This window comes from Halalkalibacter wakoensis JCM 9140 (assembly GCF_000513095.1).
Taxonomy (GTDB): Bacteria; Bacillota; Bacilli; order Bacillales; family Bacillaceae_D; genus Halalkalibacter; species Halalkalibacter wakoensis.
Genome location: NZ_BAUT01000002.1, coordinates 42,140 through 65,462 on the forward strand (window position 1 = coordinate 42,140; position 23,323 = coordinate 65,462).

Here is a 23,323-nt window from a genome sequence, read left to right on the forward strand (position 1 = left end):
CTTTGAAGCAACCCTTTTATTATTAGATTTTTTCGATTACACTTTCTATTTTTGTGCCCTCAAGTGCTTGAGTGGCTAATTGGTCTGCCTCTTTATTTAAGCTCCGATCAATAAGCTCAAATTGTAAGGATAATCCATGTTTGCTTGCTAGCTCCTCAATTCGATCAAGCCATTTTGAATAATGTTCTTCGTAACATGGCCATTCTCCCGATGCTTGATTGACTACAATCATTGAGTCTGAATAAATGTGAATGGTTTGATGGTGGACGTCCATTTCTTCTAATTGGCGAAGCAACCGATAAAGGGCAGCATATTCCGCTTCGTTATTGTCTTCAATTAGATCAAATGTATCATTCAACCTAACTCGCCATTTTTTATTATTTTGTTGAAAGTAGACAGCAAGTCCGATGCCTGTTTGCCTTGTAGCAACATCATAGCCTCCATCTATGTATGCAACCAGATCATGAGGTTCCGTTTCGAATTGTTTTATAAACTTGATAAGCTCCTTTTTGGTCCAAGACGAATCATGATCATCTAAAAATTCAATGCTTTTTAACCGACCCGTCTTTTCAAGATCATCATGTAGCATGATGGCTTGTTGGACAGACATCCAGTCCGACTTCATAAAAAATGATTGCTTTGTTTTTGCGGGTACGTAATACCATTCAAGTCTAATTTTCAATGAAATCACCTCTTATATAGGCTAAGATAATTGCAGAATTTCTTGATTCATGATAAGTTAAATTATCTAAATGTTACGTTATTTCACATGCTTTATGATCTTATCATAAACTAGTATGTTGACAACACCGTATTTACATACAAGCCTTATACGTATTTTACAAAGGAGATCATCATTATGCCTATTAAAATTCCTGATCATTTGCCTGCAAAAGAAATATTAAATGCAGAAAACATATTTGTGATGGACGAGAGCAGGGCTTATTCCCAAGATATTCGTCCACTACATATTGTCATTCTTAATTTAATGCCTATTAAAGAAACGACTGAATCTCAGCTGTTACGCCTACTAGGAAACAGTCCTTTACAAGTAGAAGTTTCTTTTTTATATCCAAATACACATGTGTCAAAAAATACATCCCATGAGCATTTATCGATGTTTTACAAAACGTTCGATGAAATTAAATCGAAGAAATTCGATGGAATGATTATTACAGGGGCTCCTATTGAAATGCTTGACTTTGAGGCAGTTGATTATTGGGAGGAATTGAAAGAGATTATGAACTGGAGCGTTGACAATGTTACTTCAACGTTGCATATTTGTTGGGGTGCACAGGCTGGATTGTACCACCATTATGGAATTCATAAATATCCATTACAAGCAAAGAAATTCGGAGTTTTTTACCACACAATCGAAAAACAAAATGTTAAGTTGCTTCGTGGTTTTGATGATGAGTACTTAGCACCTCATTCTAGACATACGGAAGTACGCCAAGAAGACATTGAACAAGTGAATGATTTGGAAATTCTTAGCCTTTCAGAAGAGGCTGGGGTTTATATTGTTGGGTCAAGAAATGGAAAACAAATATTTGTTATGGGGCATTCAGAATATGATGTTTGTACATTACAAGAGGAATATGAAAGGGATAAAGGAAAAGGTCTCGAAATTGAATTGCCACACAATTACTTTCCCAATGACAATGATCAAAAACTTCCTCGTCTTCGCTGGCGGGCTCATTCAAATTTACTGTTTTCAAATTGGTTAAATTACTACGTGTATCAAGAAACGCCTTATGATTTAGGCAATCATAAAGAATAAAATAGAGGGTGTGACGCAAGGTCTAATGTAAACTTTGTGTCACATCCTCTTTGTTTAAGCAAATAGCTTATCCCTATAGAGAAAGTTCTTTTTTGAACTCCCCCTAAAAATTTTATTGCTTGCCATTTGCCGTTTGCTACTTGCTAGTACAGTTCGATTCATGTGAATCAGAACATTTTTTGTTTGAATATTCGAATGATTCGAAGTTGTCTATTCTCACTTATTTCGGGAACCTATGATATAATAAAATTTGGCTATCTAGAGATTTGTTATTGCTAGTCAATGAGTGTTTCGATCATTGATAGCAAGTCTTTTTAGTGGAGGTGTGTTTTAAGATGGATCCATTAGATGTAATGATGAGCAAAGAGCATGTTATTCCATATTATCAACCGATCTTTAGTGCAGATAAACAACTTGTTGTTGGTTATGAAGTTTTAGGAAGGCTACATACGGAAGAAGGCGACAAAAGCTTAGATTGGTTTTTTCAAGATAAGAATATTCCAGATGAATATAGGTTGGAATTAGACGATCATATTCAAAAGCTGGCTCTTGATGAATATATGCAAACAGATCAGAGTGCCATTTTGTTTTTTAACTATGATGCCTCACTTTTAATACGGGACAACGGTGAGACGTTTATTAAGCGGTTAGAATCCTATCAGAGTAAAGGGTTAAACCTTGGGCATATTGTATTGGAGTTAAAAGAAGAAGATGTTGCTGATTATTTTTATGAAAATAAACATTTTTTTTACTATATTCAAAGTTTTGGTTTTAGGCTCGCTCTTGATGATGTTGGTCACAATGGGAGCAATTTAGACTTAATTGCCATGCTAAAACCGAATATTATTAAAGTGGATGTAGCCTTTATGGAAGATGAGGAATTTCCGCATTTATACTCCGATGTTCATCAGTCTCTCTCCATGCTTTCTAGAAAGATCGGAGCTACATTACTTTTTGAGGGCATTTCAACATTTAATCAACTAAACTATTCTTGGAGAATGGTGGTCGTTACTATCAAGGATCTTACTTGCGTTCGCCACATCGATTTTTTGTTGAGTCAGATTGTTGTAGAAAGAAAATGCAAAAGGAGTTTCAGCATTTTATCGTGTATGAGCGAAAAAAGATGGAGTCTCAATTTACGTTAACGAATGAGTTAACGACGCAGTTGAAACAAACGATGAAAACCATAAGTCCAGATGATACGTTTGATGAGATGATAAGAAAGGTTGCAACGGATTGTGATCGATATGCTTTTCGAATTTACGTTTGTGATGCGGAAGGTTTTCAACAATCATCGAATGCGGAAAAAAGCCAAGACAATAAGTGGGTGCTTATTGAAGAAGGCCGATTCAAAAATTGGAGCTGGCGTCCGTACTTTTTAGAAAACATCGTACGAATGAATATTGAAAAAAGAGGGTTTTTATCCGATCTTTATACAGATATTGAGCGAGACGAAAGAATTCGGACATATTCGTACCCAATAACGGATAACTTATTTTTGTTTCTTGATATCCCGTACAATTACTTGTTTGAACAAGAGGGATTACTTTAATAGTTAGTCTGACCAAGTTAGCTTGTCTACCAAAAACTGGGTCAGACTTTGTCGCGTTCTAGACTAGGAGGGTATGTATGGATCGTTCGATATCCCGTTTAATGGCGTATCTCTTTTTTGCCCATTCAACGATTACTATCATTAATGGTTATTTTCCAGTATTTTTTCAATACGAAGGGTTAACGGGTTCTCAAGTTGGTATACTTATGGCCATTGGACCTTGTGCTACCATTGTTGCTCAACCGATGTGGGGCTATTTAAGTGATAAATACAAGAGCATTAAAAAAATGATTTTACTAGCTTTAAGTGGTCTTTGCGTAACGATATTTGCTTTCATGTTTGTGAATACGTATGTTGGTTATTTAGTCGCTATGTTTATCTTATTTTTCTTTGTATCTCCAACAACAGCACTAGGTGATTCACTTGCACAGAAAACATCGGTTCAAAAGAGAGTTAGTTTTGGTCGAATTCGTTTATGGGGATCATTAGGATTTGCGATTACTTCGCTAGTTGTCGGGTATGTGTTAACATGGATTGGTATAGCTAATATCATGCTACCTATGTTAACGATGGCAGTAGGAGCGTTAATTATTGCATTATCAATTAAAGATGTTCCGGGCACAAATAAGCCAGTGACAATTATTGACGCATTAAAGTTGTCGAAAAATGGCTCCTTGCTTTTATTTCTTTTGCTTGTGTTGTTTATTTCAGTGTCACATCGAGCAAATGATATTTATCTTGGTTTGTATGTAGTCGAATTAGGTGGACCGGAAGCGATGATTGGTTGGGCTTGGTTTGTTGGAGTAACTGCTGAGGCATTGGTGTTTGCTACTACTGCTTATTGGTATCGAAAATGGTCTCCTTTAACATTTGTCATTATAGCAGGGGGATTTTACGCAATCAGGTGGATATTAATGGCTTTTGTTGAGAATCCTTGGTTGTTTTTACCGATTCAACTTACTCATGGATTAACATTTGCTGTATTTTATATTGCTGCTTTTCAAATTATTAATAAGTTAATTCCAGAACATTTACAAGCAACAGGTCATGTTTTATTTATTACGGTTATATTCGGATTGGCAGGCATAATCGGATCTTTATTTGGTGGTATCTTAATAGAAGTTACGTCCATTTCTACTCTTTATATGGTTATTGCCGGAAGTGCTCTTATTGGAACAATCGGTCTGATAATCTTTCAAAGAAAACAAATCGTTCGTTAATATGAATAGGGTGGAGGGCCAAAAGAGATATTTGATCTCTTTGGCCTGCCCTCATCAATCATGAAAGGGGGGAGAAGAATGGAAATTTACTTAACGGAACGTGCAAAAGACTTCTTTTTGGGTATGGATATAAAACAAAAAGCAATCCGTGTTAGAGCTTATGATACGTTTGAGTGAAGTACGATGGTTGCGTACGACCTTGCTCTGGATGAGCCAAGGCTAGATGATTCACGAGAACGTAAAGAAGAGCTTTTATTTGTATATGATGACAAAACAATTGAAGAAATTGGAGCATTTGTAAAAATTGATTATATCCCTTCTCAAGGGCTTAAGATGATCAATGCGAATCAAACGCTAGCCTATGCTCTCTCATTAAAAGATTCATAATTTATTTTTTAATAAATAAGCTCCCAATTGACTTCATAATTGGTGATGCTTGATGGACTGTTTTTACAACTTGATCGACGGTGCTAACTGTTTTGCCCATATCAAAACTACCACTTTCATTGGTAAAGGCTGATTTAAAGAAAGACGGTTTGTTTTGTTTATAGCTTGGCGGTTGGTTACCCATTCCCATTCCTGCATTCGGGAATTGTGGTCTAGGACGTCCTTGTTGACCTTGATGTGGCATAGGGTGCATAAACCCATTCATTTGCTGTTGCTGAGGGTAATGCGTTGCCGGCGGCTGCTGTTGAAATGGAGCAAATTGGTTCTGATATGGTGTCTGATTATGAAATGGCTGTTGTTGCTGAGGCATCATTGTACTGTTGATTACGGTTACGTTGAAACATTTGTCATACCTCCTCATTCAATAGGGATTTGTTTACGTTTGTTAGGGATGATGATTTGTAATAACCCGTTTTTGTATGTTGCCTTTACCTCATGTTCTTCAATGAAAAACGGAACTGGGATCACACGCTGTCGCACTTGTCTATGACCAACGCGCTCAGTAATTCCGCTTTCATCATCTATATATTCAGTGCGTTCGTCCTGTGTGACCTGTATTCGAACAGCATGACGATAGACATCTAATCCAATTTGTTTTTTGCTAACACCAGGAAGTTCTGCTTCAATGATAAATGAATCATTCGTTTCATAAACATTTGTTGGAATGGGTGCTAAAAATAGCGGATTGTCATGAATGTTTTGCATCGTGTTTTGAAAAAAACTATCAATCGATTTCAATACATTTTGATATGGTTGAGGCAATTTATTTGACCAAGGCTGTTGTTCTTTTGACATCTACTGTCACCCCTTTTTAAGTGGTTTATTAGTATATAGGTATGATGAAAAAATAATAATGGTGCAAACAGGAGCCTAATTTATAGGAGGGGTTAGATGAGGTCTTCTATAGTCGATTCTCATTGTGATGCATTGCTAAAGCTATGGGAAAACAAAAATCGTGATTATCGGTCATCAGAAGAAATTGATGCGAATTTTGAAAGATTGAAAGCAGGTAATGTGACCGTTCAATTTTTTGCTATATTTGTAGAGCCTTTTATAAAGCAGGACCAAAAATTTCAAGTTGTCATGGAGCAAGTTGAGCTTTTTTATCAGAAGGTTTTGACGGTAGATCCAGCAATGCGCCATATAAAACAGTGGTCTGATTTGCAACACCTAAAAGAAGATGAAATAGGAGCTGTGTTGACGCTTGAGGGTGTTGACTCGATTGGTGATGATCTAACAAAGCTAGCTATTTTGCATGAACTAGGAGTGTTGTCAGTCGGGTTAACGTGGAATCAAGCCAATTTATGTGCTGATGGAATTGGAGAAGCTAGAGGGGCTGGGCTCACTTCATTAGGAAAAGAAGTTGTGGAATTTAATAATAAGCATCAAATCTTGACCGATGTTTCCCACCTGAGTTTAAAAGGGTTTTGGGATGTAATGGACCTTGCTGCTTATCCTATTGCCTCGCATTCAAATGCTAGACAAATTTGTGATCATCCAAGAAACTTATATAATGACCAAATTCAGGCGTTAGTTCAAAAAGATGGCTATATAGGTCTTGTCTTTTATCCTACCTTTCTTACCACTCAGCAAAGTGCAACGATAAAAGATCTTCTTAAGCATATTGATCATATGTGCGCTTTAGGAGCTGAGAATTGTATTGGGTTTGGTTCTGACTTTGATGGCATTTCTGACCATGTGATAGGGCTTGAACATAGCGGGAATTATCAAACACTCGTAAATGAATTATGCAAGCATTATTCCGCTACTCAAGTACAGCAGTTCCTAATTGACAATTTTGCAAGATTTACAAAACGTTTCATGTGAAAAGCTTGTCTTATTCTAGTATAATGAGGATAAGTGAAATGAGGTGAACACATTTGAAAATTACAGATCGAGCTAAAGAATTTCTTGTGGATACGATGAATGAACACGGTCTTTCTACTGTGCGTGTCGTGATGGCAGGCATGGGTTGAGGTGGACCTAAATTAGGGCTGGCTCTGGATGAACCAGTAGAAACCGATCAACAAGAAGTAATTAACGGCATTAATGTGGCTATTGAAAATACGATCGTCGACCAGGTAGCAGACTTAACTCTTGATTATGAAGAATCTGAGAGTGGAGCAGGATTAGTAATGCTTGGTGGTGGGCAAGATTGTTGTTAAAAGAGGGCGTGTGTCCTCTTTTTTTGTTTTTACATAGTTTTTTAAAAGTGATGAAAAACCCTTCTTCTATTGCCTGACAATGCATGGATGATCACGATTTAGGTTTTGATACATTTTCATAATTGGAGTTTCAAGAAGAAAGAGGATGTGGTGATAAAGGTTATACACTGAAAAGCACGTTTATTTGTGTTACAATAACGAAAGGTTTTTGAGAAAAGGAAGGAGATTGATTGTGTTGAAAAAATTAGTTATGGGGTTTGGTATTATGGCACTTGCAGTTGGACTAGCTGCTTGTGGTGGAGAAGAAGAGGCGACTGAAGAGCAACCTGCTGAAGAGGGAGTAGAGGTTGATCAACAACAAGAAATGGAATCCTTTATAGATACAGGTGACATTCCGGATGTCATTGCAACTGTAAATGGAGAAGATATTGATAAAGAAATCTATGTTGGTACATTAGAGCAGGAAGCGATGCAACTTGCCATGCAAGGGATTGATATAGATAGTGAAGAAGGAGCAGCTTACCTAGAACAAGTAAAAGACCAAGTGTTAGATCGAATTATTAATTCGACTTTAATTACTCATGCTGCACTTGAGGAAGGAATTGAAGCAACAGAAGAAGAAATTGACGCTGGTGTACAAGATTTAATGGCTCAATTTGGCCTTGAATCTGAAGAGGACTTACAAGAGTTGCTACAGGCGCAAGGCGTTTCAATGGACGAGCTTCGTTCAGATGTTGCAGAAAATGTGAAAAGCAATAAATTTATTGAGCAACGTGTAGCAGAAATTGAGATTACAGAAGAAGAAGTTCAAGCTTTCTATGATGATGCAATTGCAGCCATTCCAGAAGCAGATGCTGAGTTACCGACATTAGAAGAAGTACGTGGGGAGATTGAGCAGCAATTACAAGTTGAAGCACTTTTATCTTCATTAAGAGAAGAAAGTGACATTGTTATTCACGTTTAATCTAAAAAAAAGCGAACGTTTACTAGTTCTAATAAAGAACTATTACTCGTTCGTTTTTTGTTTTTCTTTACGATCTTTACATGAATGTTAAGTTTTTCTTGCAGATGGGCTCAACGTTTTATAAAATATAGGTAATTCGCATCATGTAGAAGCAAAAGCGAGAGACGGGGGAAATCGCATGAATCACGAAAGTAAAAATGGAATCTTATTGGAAAGTGGGACAAATGAACTAGAAATTGTCATGTTTCAAATTGGCCAAAGTACATTTGGGATTAATGTATTAAAGGTTAGGGAAATTATTAATCCACTTCCTATCACGGATACTCCAAACGGTCATGAACATGTTGAAGGGGTTATAAGGCTGCGTCAAGAAGTGATCCCAGTTGTAAATTTAGCAAAAGTATTGAATTTACCTGAATCAAAACAACCTGAACAAGATAAATTTATTATATCTGAACTAAATAAGATGAAAGTTGCCTTTCATGTTCATAGTGTTTCAAGAATCCATCGAATTTCATGGGAACAAATTGAAAAGCCTAGTGAACTATCACAAGGATCTCAAAGTCATACCATTGGCATTGTAAAAATGGAAGATATGATGGCTTTGCTGTTAGATTTTGAGAAGATTGTTGTTGATATTAACCCAGATACAGGCTTGAGCATGGACAAAGTGAAGGCGTTAGGGATGAGAGAACGGTCAACGAAGAAAATTGTTATAGCAGAAGACTCGGCTATCTTACGTAAGTTGTTAAAAGAAACACTTACAGAAGCAGGTTATGAAAATCTTCAGTTTTTTGAAAATGGAAAAAGTGCATGGGATTATTTGAACGCTCTGTCAAAAGATGAAATTCCAGGCAACGTCGATATCATTATTACGGATATTGAGATGCCTTTAATGGATGGTCATCACTTAACATTAAAAGTGAAGGAGAGTTCGATTCTTACTCACATACCAGTAGTGGTCTTCTCCTCTCTCATTAGTACGGACCTTTTTCATAAAGGCGAGAAGGTTGGGGCAAATGCGCAAATTAGCAAACCTGAGATTGTCCAACTCGTTGAAGTGCTAGATGAATTAGTCGGAAAATAATGGTGAAATAAGAACGTAAGACTTGATCTTACGTTCTTATTTTATTTTGTAAGGAAGCCTCTAATTGTTTTTTTTGTTCTTCTGTTAACAATCCCATCTTATTAAAAAGATACGCATAATACAAAGTTCGTTTTTGTAAACTCATGATCTATTCCTCCTTTTTTAATAAGATATGCATTACACAAAAAAAGTTGACTGAAAGAAACTCTTTGTGTACATGGCAATAAATAATACTGTTTTATAGACAACGTATCATAAATATTGATATGATGTGTGCATAGAAGGAATGGTGTAAAGTTAGGAGTGAGAGCATGAATATACACATTACAAAACCAGCACTTCAATGGTTCAAAGAAGAGCTTGATCTTAAGGGCGAAGGAGAGTTTGTCCGTTTTTTTGCTAGATATGGCGGTTGTGGATCCATACAAAGTGGCTTTTCTTTAGGGATTAGTCAGGAGGCTCCTCGATCATCGGGACGAAGGAAGAAATAGAAGGAATAACGTTTTATATAGAGGAAAAGGACCTTTGGTATTTTAAAGGACTTGATTTAAAGGTGAAATACAGCCGAAAAAACGAATGAAATTGACTTTGTCTATGAGGAACAGGTTTAATGTTTTTGGGCAAAGATAAAAAAGAGGTGTCCAACAAAAGAGTTGATTTAAGCCTTTTGTTGGACACCTTTTTTCTACGCAAGTAAATTATGATTCTTCTCTATAAGCGGAAGGCTTCACCCAAACAATTTGTTGAATACGTACGAAGAATGGACAGTTTTTTACATCAATGACAACATGGTCTGCTTTAACGTCTGCAACGATTCCTCGAACAAGTCCTTCTGTCGTTTGAATAACAACATTTGAGCTTAAAAGAGATTGGAATGTTTGAATCATATATGGATCTACACCAGCGACCATTTGAGGATGGTTTTGTTCTGTTGTTGTGTTTTGATAATGCATGAAAAGTCCTCCTTTTATTTAAAATCCACTGTTATCTTATGCAGGAGCCCGCACAGTGTCTAGACAATAGCCCAGACCGTAAACAGAAATAATGGGTTGATGTCCTTTGGATCTGAAACAAAAAGAAAAATCAACAGCTGAATAAATGGAAATACATTGTACGAAAGAAGGAGAAGAGATATGAAAGATTATATATATGAAAAGGCAACATTTGCAGGAGGATGCTTTTGGTGTATGGTCCAACCTTTTGATGAACTGCCTGGTATTGTGAAAGTGGAATCAGGGTTTATGGGAGGGCATATAAAACAACCTACATATGAGGAAGTGAAGTCGGGAGAAAGTGGGCATTACGAAGTGGTTCAAATAACATTCGATCCTCTTGTTTTTTCTTATGAGAAACTTCTATCTCTTTACTGGCCTCAAATTGATCCTACAGATCCTGATGGACAATTTCATGATAGAGGTCCGCAATACCGGACTGCGATTTTCTATCATAATGAAAACCAGAAAGAAGAGGCAAACAAGTCAAAAGAGGACCTTTCTAAGACAAACAGATTTAGCAAACCAATTGTGACAGAGGTTATAAAGGCAACTGAATTTTACTCAGCTGAAGAAAGTCATCAGCATTTTTACAAGAAAAGCCCTAAAGAATACAAGGAAGATCGAATGAAATCAGGAAGAGATGAATTTATTAAAGAAAATTGGCAACGTTAATAAAGCTAACAGTAGATGGGGGTGTCTCAAAGTTCACTTTGAGACACCCCCTATTTCAATAAAAATGTAAAAATAATTGCAAGATTGTGTGAAAATCTCAAAAAAACTGAAAAATTCTCTTATCGAAGAATTCTTTTTTTGATATAATAATTATAGAAGTTAGACAATTCAATGGGGGTGACGCTATGAAAACAGCACTCGAGAAAGTCAGCATTTGGATGATGGTTGCGTCACTTGGTTTCATTGTTAGTTCGCTTTGTGTCATATTGTTTGTTCACTATTGGTCACATACAGAAGCAGGGAAGGTTCCTCCTAAAACAGCGGTATTGTTGCATGCTGTTCATCATAATCTCGTTACACCAGATATGAAAGCACCTAGTTTTTTAAGTAGAGGCGGTACGCCGAGATTTACAAATGAATGGATTGAGATACCTGTTTCTGATGGTACAGTCATAGAAGGAAAAATGTATCGCCCGATTGAAGAAGGTCCACATCCTATTATTATGTATTATCATGGTGGCGCCTTCATGGAAGGATATGGGAGTATTCACACTCATGATAATATTGTTCGTGCTCTTGCCTCAAGGACAAATAGTATTGTCATTGCAGTTGGATATCGTGTAGCACCGGCTTATCCTTTTCCAGCAGCAATTGAAGATAGTTATGATGCTTTAGTTTGGGCAAATGAGGTAGCAGAAGAGATTGGCGGGGACCGAGAGAATATAGCTGTTGTTGGTGATAGCGCGGGAGGCAACATAGCTACTGTCGTTTCGTTAATGGCTAGAGATCGAAGTGGTCCGGATATTAAAGCACAAGCTCTCCTTTACCCATTAACGACGTTTCAAGATATTGAGTTTGATTCAAGATTAGCTTATGATAGTGGCTATTACTTGCTTTCGAGGAGTGTAATGCTCCGAGCAAGAGACACGTATACACCTGATGAAGCACTCTGGATTCATGCGTATACATCGCCACTAGATGCAGAGAACTTGTATGATCTTCCTCCTGCTATGGTCATTACGGCCGAATTTGATCCGTTACGAGATGAAGGAGAAGCATATGCGGAGCGTCTTGCTGAACATGGTGTTCCGGTAAAGGCCATTCGCTACAATGGCGTCATGCATGGGTTCATTTCTTTTTATGAAGTCATGTATCGTGGCAATCACGGATTAAATGAAACGTCTAGATTTTTACGATCGGCTTTTGCGGATGTTCCGACTCAACAGCCGTATCAATTTCACGTGTATGATGGTGAAACGAATCGATCGACAAAATTAAGAGATCAAGCAGAAGCTTATGCAATCGGAAGCTTTTTATTAGGCAAACAAGCGTTATCAATATTTGAATGAAAAAGTAGGAGCCACACTTGATGGCTCCTATTGTTGTTGGGCTCTTTTGATAAACATTCTTTCTTCTTCAATTAACCCACATGTTGCACATTGTACACGTAGTTCTGGTCCTCGATAAGTCATGTGAAGTGGACCTGCATTGTTTTCCTCATATTGTTCAATGATAGCTCCGTTTTTAGCATCCATTTTCACAGGTGTTGCCACTTGTTGAATAAGATTAAAACGAGAGCGGTTCGTTTTGCAATTTGGACATAAATATGGATTTGACATCTTTCATTCCTCCTTTTCCTCCTAGTGTTTCCAACAAGTTTACAAAAAGGAGAGGTAAATAAAGGAAGATATCATCATGAAAGTAGGGTTGTGCCTTTTAAAGCACAACCCTATTTAGACGGTACATTAAAATGCCCAGTTCCCATCACGGAAGATCGGCTCGCGCTTGCCGTCTTCGTAGACACCATCGATGTTCATATCAGCCGAACCAATCATAAAGTCGACATGTGTGAGACTTGTATTTAAACCATTTTTCTCAAGTTCTTCTTTTGTCATTTCTTTTCCGCCTTCGATACAAAAAGCTAGGCAGATCCAATCGCTAAGTGATTGGAGGCATTCTCATCAAACAGGGTGTTATAAAAGAGAATATTTGTATCAGAAATTGGCGATTGATGAGGAACAAGTGCCACTTCACCAATATATCTAGCCCCTTCATCTGTATCTAGAAGGCGTTTTAACGTTTCGTAGCCTTCCTCTGCTTTGAAATCAATCACTTTTCCATCTTTAAATGTAAGTGAGAAATTGTTAATGAGGGTTCCACCATAATTTAATGGCTTCGTGCTAGATACCGTACCGTTCACGCCCGTTTTCTTAGCTGACGTAAATACTTCTTCTGTTGGCATATTTGCCACAAATGAGACTCCATCTTTATTGACACTGCCACCGCTAACCCACAAATGGGTTTCTGGTAGTTCAATCACTAAATCTGTCCCCTCCGATGTATAATGAAGAGCATGGTAGTGTTTATCATTTAAAGCTTTCATTTTGTCATCAAGCGCTGTTAAATGCTCTTGCCATGCTGATACTGGATCTTCTTCGTTAATACGAGTCGCTGCAAAAATAGCTTCCCATAGTTTTTCGACAGCGTGTTCTTCTGACTCATTCGGAAATACTTTTTTGGCCCAACCAACAGAAGGAACAGCAACAATAGACCAACTAATTTTATCTGACATAATATAGGAGCGGAAGCCTTCCATTGCTTTTCCACTTGCTTTGTTTGCATTTGAAACACGTTCAGGATCTGCATCTTTTAGTAAATCCGGGTTTGAACCTGTAATGCTTAAAAAGGCTGCACCATTTTCAGCCATCTCCTCGTATCCTTTTGCAACCCACTGTGGAAATTCATGAAACGCTTCATCTGGAGCTAGCTCATATTTCGTTTTCGTTAATTCCTCATCACTCCACTCGACATGGACATTCTTCGCTCCCGCTTCGTATGCCTTTTTGGCAACAGCGCGAACGTAATCGGCAGCATTTAACGGAGTGCGAACAACTAACGTTTGTCCTGGCTGTATATTGATTCCAACTTTAACGGCTAATTCAGCATATTTTTCTAACTTATCTTGAAAGCTAGTCATGAACCATTCCTCATTTCTATATGTATAATTTTACATGCACTATTTATTTTATCAATTTTGTCTACGTGTGAAAAGGATAGCGACCTTTTCTACTTTGTGATATGATAAGTCATGGAAAAAGACAAGAGGTTCGCAAACTCCCTCTATAAAAAACTAAGGTGTTGACTGTACATGGATTACGTACAGTTTTCTTGTCGTTTTGAGTGACAAGAACCGTTCTCAATAATGATGGAAACCCTACTATTGTTTCCTAACATCATACAATATGTGTGAAAAAGAACGAATATACCCGTTTGGAGTGATCGAATGCTCTTTCTCAATAAGAATTTCACAGACGATTGTCAAAGTGAAATTTATAAAAAGGAGAAATGAGACATGAGAAATGAAAAAGCGGTCGTTGTATTTAGTGGTGGTCAAGATAGTACGACTTGCCTCTTATGGGCACTAAAGCAATTTAAAGAGGTTGCGACGGTTACGTTTGACTACGGACAACGCCATCATGAAGAAATTACATGCGCACGAGAAATCGCTGAAGAATTAGGTGTATCTTTCCATGTACTTGATATGACATTGATCAATCAACTATCAGCCAACGCCCTGACAAGAAAGGACATTGAGGTGAAAGCTGGTGAAAACGGTGAACTTCCTTCGACATTTGTTCCAGGTCGGAATCATTTGTTTTTATCGTTTGCAGCTGTTTACGCACAAGCAATTGGAGCGCGCCATATTATTACAGGCGTCTGTGAAACAGACTTTAGTGGATATCCGGACTGCCGTGATAGTTTTGTCAAATCATTAAATGTCACGTTGAATTTAGCGATGGATGAACAATTTGTCATTCACACACCGCTTATGTGGTTAAACAAAGCAGAGACGTGGAAGTTAGCTGATCAGTTAGGTTCGCTTGAATTTATTAGAGCAAAAACATTAACCTGTTATCATGGGGTACGCGGAGATGGATGCGGAGAATGCCCGGCATGCCAGTTGCGAAAAAAAGGATTAGACGACTACCTTACAGAGAAGCAAGGAGGTAGCACGATATGATTCAGCAGTTTTATCCGCAAGTTCAGCACTCGTATCGCTATGAATTAAATAAAGATATGCATCTAGCAGCGGCTCATTTCATTCCAGATGATGCAGCCGGTCAATGTAAGAACATGCATGGCCATACGTATTTTATAAACATTACAATTGGTGGAGATACGCTAGATGAGTTAGGGTTTCTGATTAATTTCAAACGTATAAAAGAGATCGTTCATAAACGTTATGATCATTCTGTCTTAAATGATCATTTAGAATATAAGGATGTTTTCCCAACAACAGAAAGAGTAGCAGAACAAATTTGGCAAGCCGTTCAAGCCGAGTTGCAAACTCAAGTCAATAAGCCAAACTGCCTACAAGTTGTTGTTCGTGAAACGCCGACAAGTTATGTGGTCTATCGTCCAAAGCCGGAGGAGTTAGCATGAAAATCCCGGTAATGGAAGTGTTTGGCCCAACGATTCAAGGTGAGGGAATGGTCATTGGCCAAAAGACGATGTTTGTCCGGACAGGAGGTTGTGACTATTCCTGTTCTTGGTGTGATTCTAGTTTTACGTGGGACGGTACAGCGCGAAGTGAATTACTTGAAGTAGAAGCAATTATAAAAAAGATAAAAGAAACCGGTGGAGAGTATTTTTCCCATGTTACGATTTCTGGAGGGAATCCGGCTCTTCATAAAGGAATAGGTGAACTGGTAGACCGATGTCATGAAGAAGGCTGGAAAGTAGCGATAGAAACTCAAGGATCGATTTGGCAGGAATGGATGAAAGAGATCGATGATGTCACCATTTCCCCGAAACCTCCAAGTTCTAATATGAAAACAGACTTTGAAAAACTTGATTTTTATGTAGAACAGTTGAAAGACCGAAAGTTCAGTTTGAAAGTGGTTGTATTTACGGAGGAAGATTTTCGTTATGCCGAACAAATTCATGTACGTTATCCCAAAGTGCCTTTTTATTTGCAAATTGGCAATGAGGATATTAGCACGACAGACGACGAGGCATTGCTCTCTAAGTTGCTACATGCCTATGAATGGTTAATTGATCGTGCGACTAAATCAACGATCATGAATGATGCGAAAGTTTTGCCGCAGCTTCACACTTTGATTTGGGGCAACAAGCGTGGCGTTTAAAAGGAGAGAGAAGAATGAGTGGTAGAAAGAAAGAAGAATTAGAAGGGGTTACACTTCTTGGGAATCAAGGAACAGCCTATGACTTTTCATACAACCCTTCTGTTTTAGAGGTGTTCGAAAATAAACACCAAAATCGTGATTATTTTGTTAAGTTTAACTGTCCTGAGTTTACATCCTTATGTCCAATGACGAATCAGCCAGATTTCGCAACGATTTATATTAGTTATATTCCGGATGTGAAGATGGTTGAAAGTAAGTCGTTAAAACTCTATTTATTTAGCTTCCGTAATCATGGGGATTTCCACGAAGATTGCATGAATATTATTATGAACGATCTTATTGAGTTAATGGATCCGCGTTACATTGAAGTGTGGGGCAAATTCACACCACGTGGCGGCATTTCAATTGATCCATACACAAACTATGGCAAGCCAGGAACGAAATACGAAAAAATGGCAGAACACCGTATGATGAATCATGATATGTATCCGGAGACGATTGATAATAGATAATAGTCTAGAAAGCTAGCATAGAGGTAAAGCTCTATTGCTAGCTTTCTTTGTTTTCGTTCATATACGTTAGAAGTTTATAATAGTCTTCTCTTATCCCAATATCATAGCGTGTTCCAGACAACTGATAACCAAAACTAGTGGTCGTTTTGAGCATTTCTTTTATAGCATCTGTTAGTTGAATTTCTCCACCACTTCCTGGTTTGACTTGTGCTAAGTACTCAAAGATATCTGAATGCAGAACGTAGCGACCCATCACAGCCAAGTTTGATGGAGCGTTCGATTGTGGTTTTTCAACAAGGTCATGAATCTTATACAAATGTTTCTTATGTGGAGTTCCATCGATTACGCCATATTGTTTTAATAATTCGTCATTTACTTTACGAACACCGACGACATTTGACTGAACATCATCGTACGCCTGTATAAGTTGGCCGATGGCTGGTTGTTCATCTATAAATAAATCATCAGGAAGTAAAACAGCGAATGGCTCATTGTTAACAAACGGCTTACCTAGACGAATGGCATCGCCAAGTCCTTTCGCTACAGGCTGACGTACAAACTGAACATGAATATCAGGGACAGAAATGGACTTTAATAAATGAGTTTTATTATTTTGCTCTAAAAAAGTCTCCAATTCTATAGAACGATCAAAATAATCGATGATCATATTTTTATTTCTTGAAACGACAATTAAGATCTCTTCAATCCCGGATTCCATAGCTTCTTGAACAATATAATCAATGGCGGGCTTCCCATGAATAGGAAACATTTCTTTTGGAACCACTTTTGTTATTGGGAGACTTCTAGTACCATATCCTGCTGCAGGTATGATTGCCTTTCTTACTTTCACGTTCATTCCCCCTTTACATATCACATACTATTCGTCCAAAGAATGAAGAGGAAGTTGTCCGTGTATGAATCTTCTATATCTAGGCCATTTTCTTGGTTGAAAGAGAACGAACTAGAGACAAACGCTTATTTTATTCTGAAAATGACTTCTTAGCTCACTTATAGCCTTTGCGTGAAATAGAATATACAAATCTAGATATTATTTATGTAAAGAGGAGTCGACAAAACATGATGAATGTATGTGTAATAGGAGCAGGGTATGTAGGTTTGACAACCTCTACAGTGTTAGCTAACTATGGACATCACGTAACATGTGTAGATCAAATAGAAGATAAAGTCAATCAGCTAGGAAGAGGAGAAGTGCCTATTTATGAACCAGGTTTGGAAGAAATGCTTCAAAAAAATATAAAAAGCGGCCATTTAACGTTTACAACAAATCTTAAAGAAGCAGTCAAGAAAAGCACTCTTATTTTTATTGCAGTAGGAACCCCTCAAGATGAAAGCGGGAAAACAGACCTTCGTTTCTTTGAGAACGTGACGAATGAAGTAATCCCACTAATTGATTCCTATAAAGTCATTATTACAAAAAGTACGGTTCCAGTTGGGACAAATGAAGAACTTTATCAAAAGTTTATGAAAAAAGGAGTAGAGAAATCTCATTTTGATATTGTTTCGAATCCAGAATTTTTACGAGAAGGAACAGCCATAAACGATATGCTTTATCCAGATAAGATTGTGGTAGGTACAAAGGAGCAAACGCCTATTCCTTTCATCAAAAAACTATATTCTTTTATAGAAGCTCCTTATATTATTACTAGTTTAAGCGGAGCTGAAATGATTAAATATGCTTCTAATGCGTTTTTAGCTCTGAAAGTATCTTTCATTAACGAGTTGGCAAAAATGGCTGACCGAAGTAAGGTCGATATCACAGATGTCGCATATGGGATTGGGCTCGATCCTAGAATTGGTCACCCGTTCCTTCAAGCTGGACTGGGTTACGGGGGATCTTGCTTACCGAAGGATTTGTCTTCATTGGAACATCAATTTTTAACGAAAAACATCACACCTCAAATCCTGCAAGCTGCACAAAAAGTGAATAATAGTATCATTAGCGAGTATATCAAGAAAATGAAATTAGAACTGATCAATCTACAACATAAAAAGATAACGGTTTGGGGAGCAACATTTAAGCCAAATACCGATGATACTAGGCATTCACAGGCCTTAAAGTTAGTAGAAAAATTAGTTGAAGAGGGCGCTGAAGTTCATTTGTATGATCCAATGGTTACACCTTCTATTGAAGGCGTAACAACTCATACGAAACTATATGATTCGATCGAGGACAGTGAATTATTAGTGATTGCGACGGAATGGAGTCAATTCGTTGAAGCTGATTGGGAGCGTGTAAAAAGAACAATGACCAATCAGGCTGTCCTTGATTGTCGAAATTGCCTCGAACCGTCGACTTTAGAAGAGCATGGAATCCGTTATCGGGGGGTGGCAAGATGAAAATTCTTGTTACGGGATGTGGTGGATTCATAGGTTCTCATCTTTGTGAAAAACTACTAGAAAATCACAATGTTAATATTGTCGGTATTGATACGTTTATAGGGCCTACACCCGAATCTATTTCACGCCAAAATCTAAAAAACTTATTACTGCATCCTCGTTTTCGTTTTGTTGAAGAAAACTTAGAGACAATAAATTGGGAAGCTTATTTACAAGATGTTGAATATGTTTATCATTTAGCTGGAATGCCAGGTGTCAGGTCTAGTTGGGGATCGGATTTTCAAAAATATGTGATCAATAATATTGATGTGACACAAAGGTTACTTGAAGCTAGTAAACATGTTCCGTTAAAAAAGTTTATTTATTCTTCCACCTCTTCTGTGTACGGGGAAACTGTTGGAAAAGTATCGGAGAATGCAAGAACCGAGCCGTTATCGCCATATGGGATAACGAAATTAACAGGGGAACATTTGTGCCATGTGTATCGAAAGAGTTTTGGTGTACCAACGGTAATTGTAAGGTATTTTACCGTATATGGACCGAGACAAAGAAGCGATATGGCTTTTCATCGTTTCATTAAAAACATCATTCAAGGCAAACCTATTACAATCTTTGGCGATGGATCGCAAACGCGTGATTTTACATTTGTGCATGACTGTGTCAAAGCAACTGCATCGGTGTTATACGCAGATGGAGTGATTGGGGAAATCATTAATATTGGCGGGAAAGAACGTGCTCCATATTGGATATCATTACGGAAATGGAGAAACTTGTTGGTTATAAGGCGAAAATGGTTTTTAAGAAAGAAGCAATCGGGGAGCCGAAGCATACGTGGGCGGATATCGACAAAGCAGAAAAATTGCTCGCTTATAAGCCAGAAGTTGATCTCGTAACAGGTTTGAAGGAAGAGTTGTGTTATTTAGAGACGATTTATAAAAGGTAGAAAAAGGTGTCGCAGATTTTGCGACACCTTTTCTCTATTGTCTTTTTTTTGTTCGGGTTTTTCGTTTTCTTTTTTCTGCTAGTTTTTCAAATAGTTTGGCTGTTGTAATGTCGTTTACGGCCTCGAAGAATACCTTTTTTCGATCCTCTTGTGACAACGTATTTTGCTGTTCGTTAGAAACGGATTGTGATTGGATCAGATTTTGGATATCACTTAACACATCTTTCTGGGACCATTGCTTTGATCTCATTGAATGAGGCTTATTTGTTTTTCTTTTTTCTTGAATTCGATAAATAAGAACTTTTAATAATTCATCTTGACCAGAGATCTCTTGAATAATTAATTGTTTTCGATTCTTTTTCTTCATCGTTGGTTTGTTCATTGATTCCTGTAAGAATTCTTTTATTTCATGTTTGTCGTCTTCTTCAAAAAAGCTCACCTGTTCTGTTAGATCATGAGTAATGTCATCAATGTCCTTGTATTCCTCTTGCATGTCATTTTCATCAAAGCTTGCTGCGTCATTTAAGTCCTTAATCACGTCCTCAAGAAGCATGTTATCTTCGCTAGGTGCAAGTGTGTCGTCTTCATCGTTTGAGCTAATTTGATTATTTAAGTCATCAATGACCTCATCAAGAGGCACCTTATCATTAAAAGTGGGTACGAGCGTTTCCGGTGAATCTTCCTCAGAATTCACTTGATCATTGAGGTCCTCGATGATCTCATTAAGAGGTTTGTTGTCTTCGCTAGGTGCAAGTGTGTCGTCTTCATCGTTTGAACTAATTTGATCATTTAGGTCATCAATCACCTCATCAAGAGACACCTTATCATCCAAAGAGGGTACGAGGGTTTCCGATGAATCTTCCTCAGAATTGACTTGATCATTGAGGTCTTCGATGATCTCATTAAGAGGTATAACGTCTTCGGTAGGTTCTGGTTCTTGTTCCAAAGAAGTATGGTCTTCATCAATAGAACTCATCTGATCATTTGAGTCTGTGCGATCATCAATCAAACGATCTTTTGTTTGTTCAACTTCATCTAACACGGGTGAAAGCTGATCAAATTGAGTAGGCTCATCAGCTAGTTGATCACGGTGTTCATCAACTGTTTTTACAGGGGTTTCATCATTTGTTTGATCGATCATTTGAACACTGATTCCCTTTTCAATACGTTTTTTCATTTCACTCCATATGCTGTCGATTTCACTTATAACTCGAGACCAAGTATATTGGCTTTCAGCTAGTTCTCTTCCTTTTTTTCCTAATTCTTTTGAAAGAGATGGGTTAGATAATAAGTGCGAAATTTGATCTGCGAATGCTTGAGGGTCTTCTGGATTGTCAATGACAAAGCCATTTCCATTAGGAATGATGACCTCAGCATTTCCCCCACGATTTGTTGTAACAATCGGCAACCCTGATGCCATAGCTTCATAGTGCACTCGTGCTAATGGCTCTTGCCATTGTGACGTACAAACAAAAACGTCAGAAGCAGCAAACCACTTTTGGATTTCACTCGGGTGAACAAATCCGGTGTTAATAACAGGAACAGGCAATCTTGCTGCAAGAGCTCGAACATATCCTATATAGTCCGTTACCTCATCAACACTAAACCATTTGCTTCCTACTATAACCAGAGCAATATCAGGATGCTTTTTTGTAATTTCCGGCACAGCTCTAATTAGGACATCGACTCCTTTGTTAGGAGAGAGGCGTCCAGCAAATAGAATGACCTTTTTTCCCTCAAGGTTGTTTTCCTTTCTTATTTGTTCTCTCATTTCTTTCGCTTTAGTAGAAGAAGGGGGAACAAAACGAGAGATGTCTACCCCTGAGTAAATCGTTTGAATTTTATTTTTTGCTTTTGGGAACGGTTCATAAATGGTCTTACCAATATAATCACTTACAGTTATAATGTGATCTAACTCATCTACCACTTTTGATGCTTCTTCTTGGTCAATTTTCTCAGGTTTAAACATATCATTATGCATACTTAAAATAAGCCTGGCATTTGGGGCACATTCACGAACCGGTAGGACGAGGCGTGGACGGTTAAAAATATGAATCACATCAAAAGAGGGGTTTTCTTTGAGAAATCTTTTCACCCCTTCACGGTATACTTCGATTAAACCGCCTTGTGTTCGCACATATCGAATGTTATTTTTGGTTTCATCATCTGGTAAACTTGGATCAGTTGTTCCTAAAATCGTTAACTGATGCTTATCGCTTAAACTAGTTGAAACTCCATCAATATAGGTTTGAATGGCACCTCCTTTTACGGCTGGAACTGGAAGCTTTTCTGTACAAATCATCAAGATGTTCATGATGTAATGGCTCCTTTCCATTCTTGCAGCTCTTTGAGTACTGGCCATTTTGTTTCTTCTAATGCAATAATGTGTTCAACAGTCATTTTTACTTCTTCATCTAAAAAGGATGTAGGTTCATAAACCATATCTTTAACTTGCAAATAAAATTCATTTGGAAGAGACATATCAATTAATAGTAAATGATAAAGATCTTCATCAATTGGATTTGTTTCATGATATGCTTCGATCATCCCTTTTATCCATTCAACATCCCATTTGCCTAGCTCTTCCATCTGGTTCGTGATTAACTTACGCAAGTCTCTTATAGGAAGATCATAGGCAACACCATCTAAGTCGATAAGCCAAACGCCTCCTGGACCAAGTTGACCATTAGCCCAACCATAATCTTGGTGCACAAGTCCCCATTCTTTGTCCCCTTTTTTAATTAACTCACTGTAACGTGACTCATTTAATTGTTCTAATGCCTGTATAGCTTGTTGTTCAAACTTATCAACAACGGAAAGAATAATGGAACTTGCTGGCATTTCAGAATAAGCTGTCGTTAGATCGCGAAACCATGACATTTTTTTGATCATTTTTTCATACTTCCTTGGCCAACGATAAAGGCGAGAAGGTTTTTCAGCACCGTAGGGAGGTTCATATCCTTTTGATAGACGGTGAAACTCTCCAAGACCTCCGCAAAGCTTTTTGGCGCCTTCTAAATCTGCCGAGGCTTCCTCTAAAGCAATCCATTCAGCTACAAACCAAAGCTTCCCTCCGGCTTCAACAAAGTCTTCTCCTGTTTTTGTCTTATAAATGGGAGGAACTCTTGCTTTCTTTTCTTCTACTAAATAGGCTTGGGCGCCGAGGCTAAATAGGCTCCTAGTAGGGCGACGGTGTAGGACCTTTAAACTGAAGGGGCCTTTGTCCGTTTCAATCTTCCATATCAACCCGCCTTTATCTGCTTTTGTTGCCATCACTACATACGATCTTACGGTTAAATCATAATGAGTCATAACGTTCTTTGCCATTTCTTCTATATAGGACGGTACGTATGAATCATCATCCAACGTCCCATCTAAATCCCATGGTTTGATGAGTTCTTCGGCCATCATATTCCCTCCAATATTTCTTTGTCATTAGTAAGGTATTCAACCAACTGAATTCCGTATAGATGACAACCTA

At 37.8% G+C, this 23,323-nt stretch carries 24 protein-coding genes, 3 pseudogenes and 1 riboswitch; of the genes and pseudogenes, 18 read left to right on the forward strand and 9 right to left on the reverse strand.

Annotated features, from left to right (window positions below; all coding sequences use genetic code 11):
• Positions 1-22 precede the first annotated feature (22 nt).
• Positions 23-682: a reverse transcriptase-like protein gene (locus tag JCM9140_RS01625; protein ID WP_034741450.1), complete on the reverse strand. Its 660-nt coding sequence runs from the start codon at positions 680-682 to the stop codon at positions 23-25.
• 177 nt (positions 683-859) lie between these two features.
• On the opposite strand from JCM9140_RS01625, the gene metA reads away from it, so the two are divergent.
• The 5 genes from metA to JCM9140_RS01645 all read left to right on the forward strand — a co-directional run bounded on the left by metA (position 860) and on the right by JCM9140_RS01645 (position 4,939).
• Positions 860-1,780 (forward strand): homoserine O-acetyltransferase MetA, encoded by a 921-nt coding sequence (metA, locus tag JCM9140_RS01630; protein WP_034741452.1) that lies wholly within the window; start codon positions 860-862, stop codon positions 1,778-1,780.
• Positions 1,781-2,115: 335 nt separating this feature from the next.
• Positions 2,116-2,925, forward strand: coding sequence for an EAL domain-containing protein (locus tag JCM9140_RS01635; protein WP_235715246.1), 810 nt, complete (start codon positions 2,116-2,118; stop codon positions 2,923-2,925).
• Entirely contained in the window at positions 2,859-3,332 is a 474-nt protein-coding gene (locus tag JCM9140_RS24270) for an EAL-associated domain-containing protein (RefSeq protein ID WP_235715247.1), read from the forward strand. Before JCM9140_RS01635 ends, JCM9140_RS24270 begins: the two co-directional genes overlap by 67 nt.
• 77 nt (positions 3,333-3,409) lie before the next feature.
• Positions 3,410-4,552, forward strand: a complete 1,143-nt coding sequence (locus JCM9140_RS01640; protein ID WP_052001992.1) for an MFS transporter — start codon at positions 3,410-3,412, stop codon at positions 4,550-4,552.
• A 183-nt stretch (positions 4,553-4,735) separates the two neighbouring features.
• Entirely contained in the window at positions 4,736-4,939 is a 204-nt protein-coding gene (locus JCM9140_RS01645) for a hypothetical protein (protein ID WP_034741455.1), read from the forward strand.
• A 1-nt stretch (position 4,940) separates the two neighbouring features.
• Here JCM9140_RS01645 and JCM9140_RS01650 read toward each other — a convergent pair whose 3' ends face one another.
• Both JCM9140_RS01650 and JCM9140_RS01655 read right to left on the reverse strand, forming a co-directional pair.
• Complete coding sequence (locus tag JCM9140_RS01650) at positions 4,941-5,309, reverse strand: YppG family protein (protein ID WP_034741457.1); 369 nt, start codon at positions 5,307-5,309, stop codon at positions 4,941-4,943.
• A gap of 47 nt (positions 5,310-5,356) precedes the next feature.
• Positions 5,357-5,794 carry an Hsp20/alpha crystallin family protein gene (locus JCM9140_RS01655; protein WP_034741461.1) on the reverse strand — a complete coding sequence of 146 codons (438 nt, stop codon included), beginning with the start codon at positions 5,792-5,794 and terminating at the stop codon, positions 5,357-5,359.
• Positions 5,795-5,890: 96 nt separating this feature from the next.
• Here JCM9140_RS01655 and JCM9140_RS01660 point away from each other — a divergent pair, with 96 nt between their 5' ends.
• The 5 genes and pseudogenes from JCM9140_RS01660 to JCM9140_RS01680 all read left to right on the forward strand — a co-directional run bounded on the left by JCM9140_RS01660 (position 5,891) and on the right by JCM9140_RS01680 (position 9,826).
• Complete coding sequence (locus tag JCM9140_RS01660; RefSeq protein ID WP_034741463.1) at positions 5,891-6,826, forward strand: dipeptidase; 936 nt, start codon at positions 5,891-5,893, stop codon at positions 6,824-6,826.
• A gap of 53 nt (positions 6,827-6,879) precedes the next feature.
• The gene (locus JCM9140_RS25365) at positions 6,880-7,164 is read left to right on the forward strand and encodes an iron-sulfur cluster assembly accessory protein (protein WP_439644255.1); all 285 of its coding nucleotides are present in this window, start codon (positions 6,880-6,882) and stop codon (positions 7,162-7,164) included.
• 232 nt (positions 7,165-7,396) lie between these two features.
• The gene (locus JCM9140_RS01670) at positions 7,397-8,128 is read left to right on the forward strand and encodes a SurA N-terminal domain-containing protein (protein ID WP_034741469.1); all 732 of its coding nucleotides are present in this window, start codon (positions 7,397-7,399) and stop codon (positions 8,126-8,128) included.
• Positions 8,129-8,306: 178 nt separating this feature from the next.
• Positions 8,307-9,215: a chemotaxis protein gene (locus tag JCM9140_RS01675; RefSeq protein ID WP_034741472.1), complete on the forward strand. Its 909-nt coding sequence runs from the start codon at positions 8,307-8,309 to the stop codon at positions 9,213-9,215.
• A gap of 311 nt (positions 9,216-9,526) precedes the next feature.
• Positions 9,527-9,826: pseudogene (locus JCM9140_RS01680) on the forward strand (HesB/YadR/YfhF family protein).
• 87 nt (positions 9,827-9,913) lie between these two features.
• Here JCM9140_RS01680 and JCM9140_RS01685 read toward each other — a convergent pair.
• Entirely contained in the window at positions 9,914-10,168 is a 255-nt protein-coding gene (locus tag JCM9140_RS01685) for a YuzF family protein (RefSeq protein WP_052001993.1), read from the reverse strand.
• Between the two features lie 180 nt (positions 10,169-10,348).
• Between JCM9140_RS01685 and msrA the strand changes: the two genes are divergently transcribed.
• The gene (gene msrA, locus JCM9140_RS01690; protein WP_034741475.1) at positions 10,349-10,882 is read left to right on the forward strand and encodes a peptide-methionine (S)-S-oxide reductase MsrA; all 534 of its coding nucleotides are present in this window, start codon (positions 10,349-10,351) and stop codon (positions 10,880-10,882) included.
• A gap of 185 nt (positions 10,883-11,067) precedes the next feature.
• Positions 11,068-12,231, forward strand: a complete 1,164-nt coding sequence (locus JCM9140_RS01695; RefSeq protein ID WP_034741479.1) for an alpha/beta hydrolase — start codon at positions 11,068-11,070, stop codon at positions 12,229-12,231.
• 27 nt (positions 12,232-12,258) lie between these two features.
• Here JCM9140_RS01695 and JCM9140_RS01700 read toward each other — a convergent pair whose 3' ends face one another.
• Positions 12,259-12,501, reverse strand: coding sequence for a hypothetical protein (locus JCM9140_RS01700; protein ID WP_034741482.1), 243 nt, complete (start codon positions 12,499-12,501; stop codon positions 12,259-12,261).
• A 126-nt stretch (positions 12,502-12,627) separates the two neighbouring features.
• Positions 12,628-13,859: pseudogene (locus tag JCM9140_RS01705) on the reverse strand (aminopeptidase).
• 119 nt (positions 13,860-13,978) lie between these two features.
• Positions 13,979-14,022, forward strand: a riboswitch (PreQ1 riboswitch).
• 212 nt (positions 14,023-14,234) lie between these two features.
• On the opposite strand from JCM9140_RS01705, the gene queC reads away from it, so the two are divergent.
• The 4 genes from queC to queF are packed head-to-tail and all read left to right on the forward strand — an operon-like array spanning position 14,235 to position 16,541.
• A complete protein-coding gene (queC, locus tag JCM9140_RS01710) occupies positions 14,235-14,903 on the forward strand; it encodes a 7-cyano-7-deazaguanine synthase QueC (RefSeq protein WP_034741484.1) in 669 nt (222 codons plus the stop codon).
• The gene (gene queD, locus JCM9140_RS01715) at positions 14,900-15,325 is read left to right on the forward strand and encodes a 6-carboxytetrahydropterin synthase QueD (RefSeq protein ID WP_034741487.1); all 426 of its coding nucleotides are present in this window, start codon (positions 14,900-14,902) and stop codon (positions 15,323-15,325) included. Before queC ends, queD begins: the two co-directional genes overlap by 4 nt.
• Entirely contained in the window at positions 15,322-16,029 is a 708-nt protein-coding gene (gene queE, locus JCM9140_RS01720; RefSeq protein WP_034741490.1) for a 7-carboxy-7-deazaguanine synthase QueE, read from the forward strand. The genes queD and queE overlap by 4 nt, the downstream gene beginning before the upstream one ends.
• Before the next feature lie 14 nt (positions 16,030-16,043).
• On the forward strand, positions 16,044-16,541 hold the full coding sequence (gene queF, locus JCM9140_RS01725; RefSeq protein ID WP_034741492.1) for a preQ(1) synthase: 498 nt from the start codon (positions 16,044-16,046) through the stop codon (positions 16,539-16,541).
• Between the two features lie 37 nt (positions 16,542-16,578).
• Here queF and JCM9140_RS01730 read toward each other — a convergent pair whose 3' ends face one another.
• The gene (locus JCM9140_RS01730; protein ID WP_034741494.1) at positions 16,579-17,397 is read right to left on the reverse strand and encodes a UTP--glucose-1-phosphate uridylyltransferase; all 819 of its coding nucleotides are present in this window, start codon (positions 17,395-17,397) and stop codon (positions 16,579-16,581) included.
• A gap of 221 nt (positions 17,398-17,618) precedes the next feature.
• Between JCM9140_RS01730 and JCM9140_RS01735 the strand changes: the two genes are divergently transcribed.
• Positions 17,619-18,899: a UDP-glucose dehydrogenase family protein gene (locus JCM9140_RS01735; protein WP_235715249.1), complete on the forward strand. Its 1,281-nt coding sequence runs from the start codon at positions 17,619-17,621 to the stop codon at positions 18,897-18,899.
• A pseudogene (locus tag JCM9140_RS01740) lies at positions 18,896-19,842 on the forward strand (NAD-dependent epimerase/dehydratase family protein). The gene JCM9140_RS01735 and the pseudogene JCM9140_RS01740 overlap by 4 nt, the downstream one beginning before the upstream one ends.
• A 34-nt stretch (positions 19,843-19,876) precedes the next feature.
• Here JCM9140_RS01740 and JCM9140_RS22915 read toward each other — a convergent pair.
• Both JCM9140_RS22915 and JCM9140_RS01750 read right to left on the reverse strand, forming a co-directional pair.
• A complete protein-coding gene (locus tag JCM9140_RS22915; protein ID WP_081727527.1) occupies positions 19,877-22,156 on the reverse strand; it encodes a glycosyltransferase family 4 protein in 2,280 nt (759 codons plus the stop codon).
• Complete coding sequence (locus JCM9140_RS01750) at positions 22,153-23,250, reverse strand: CotS family spore coat protein (RefSeq protein ID WP_034741497.1); 1,098 nt, start codon at positions 23,248-23,250, stop codon at positions 22,153-22,155. The genes JCM9140_RS22915 and JCM9140_RS01750 overlap by 4 nt, the downstream gene beginning before the upstream one ends.
• Between the last annotated feature and the right edge of the window lie 73 nt (positions 23,251-23,323).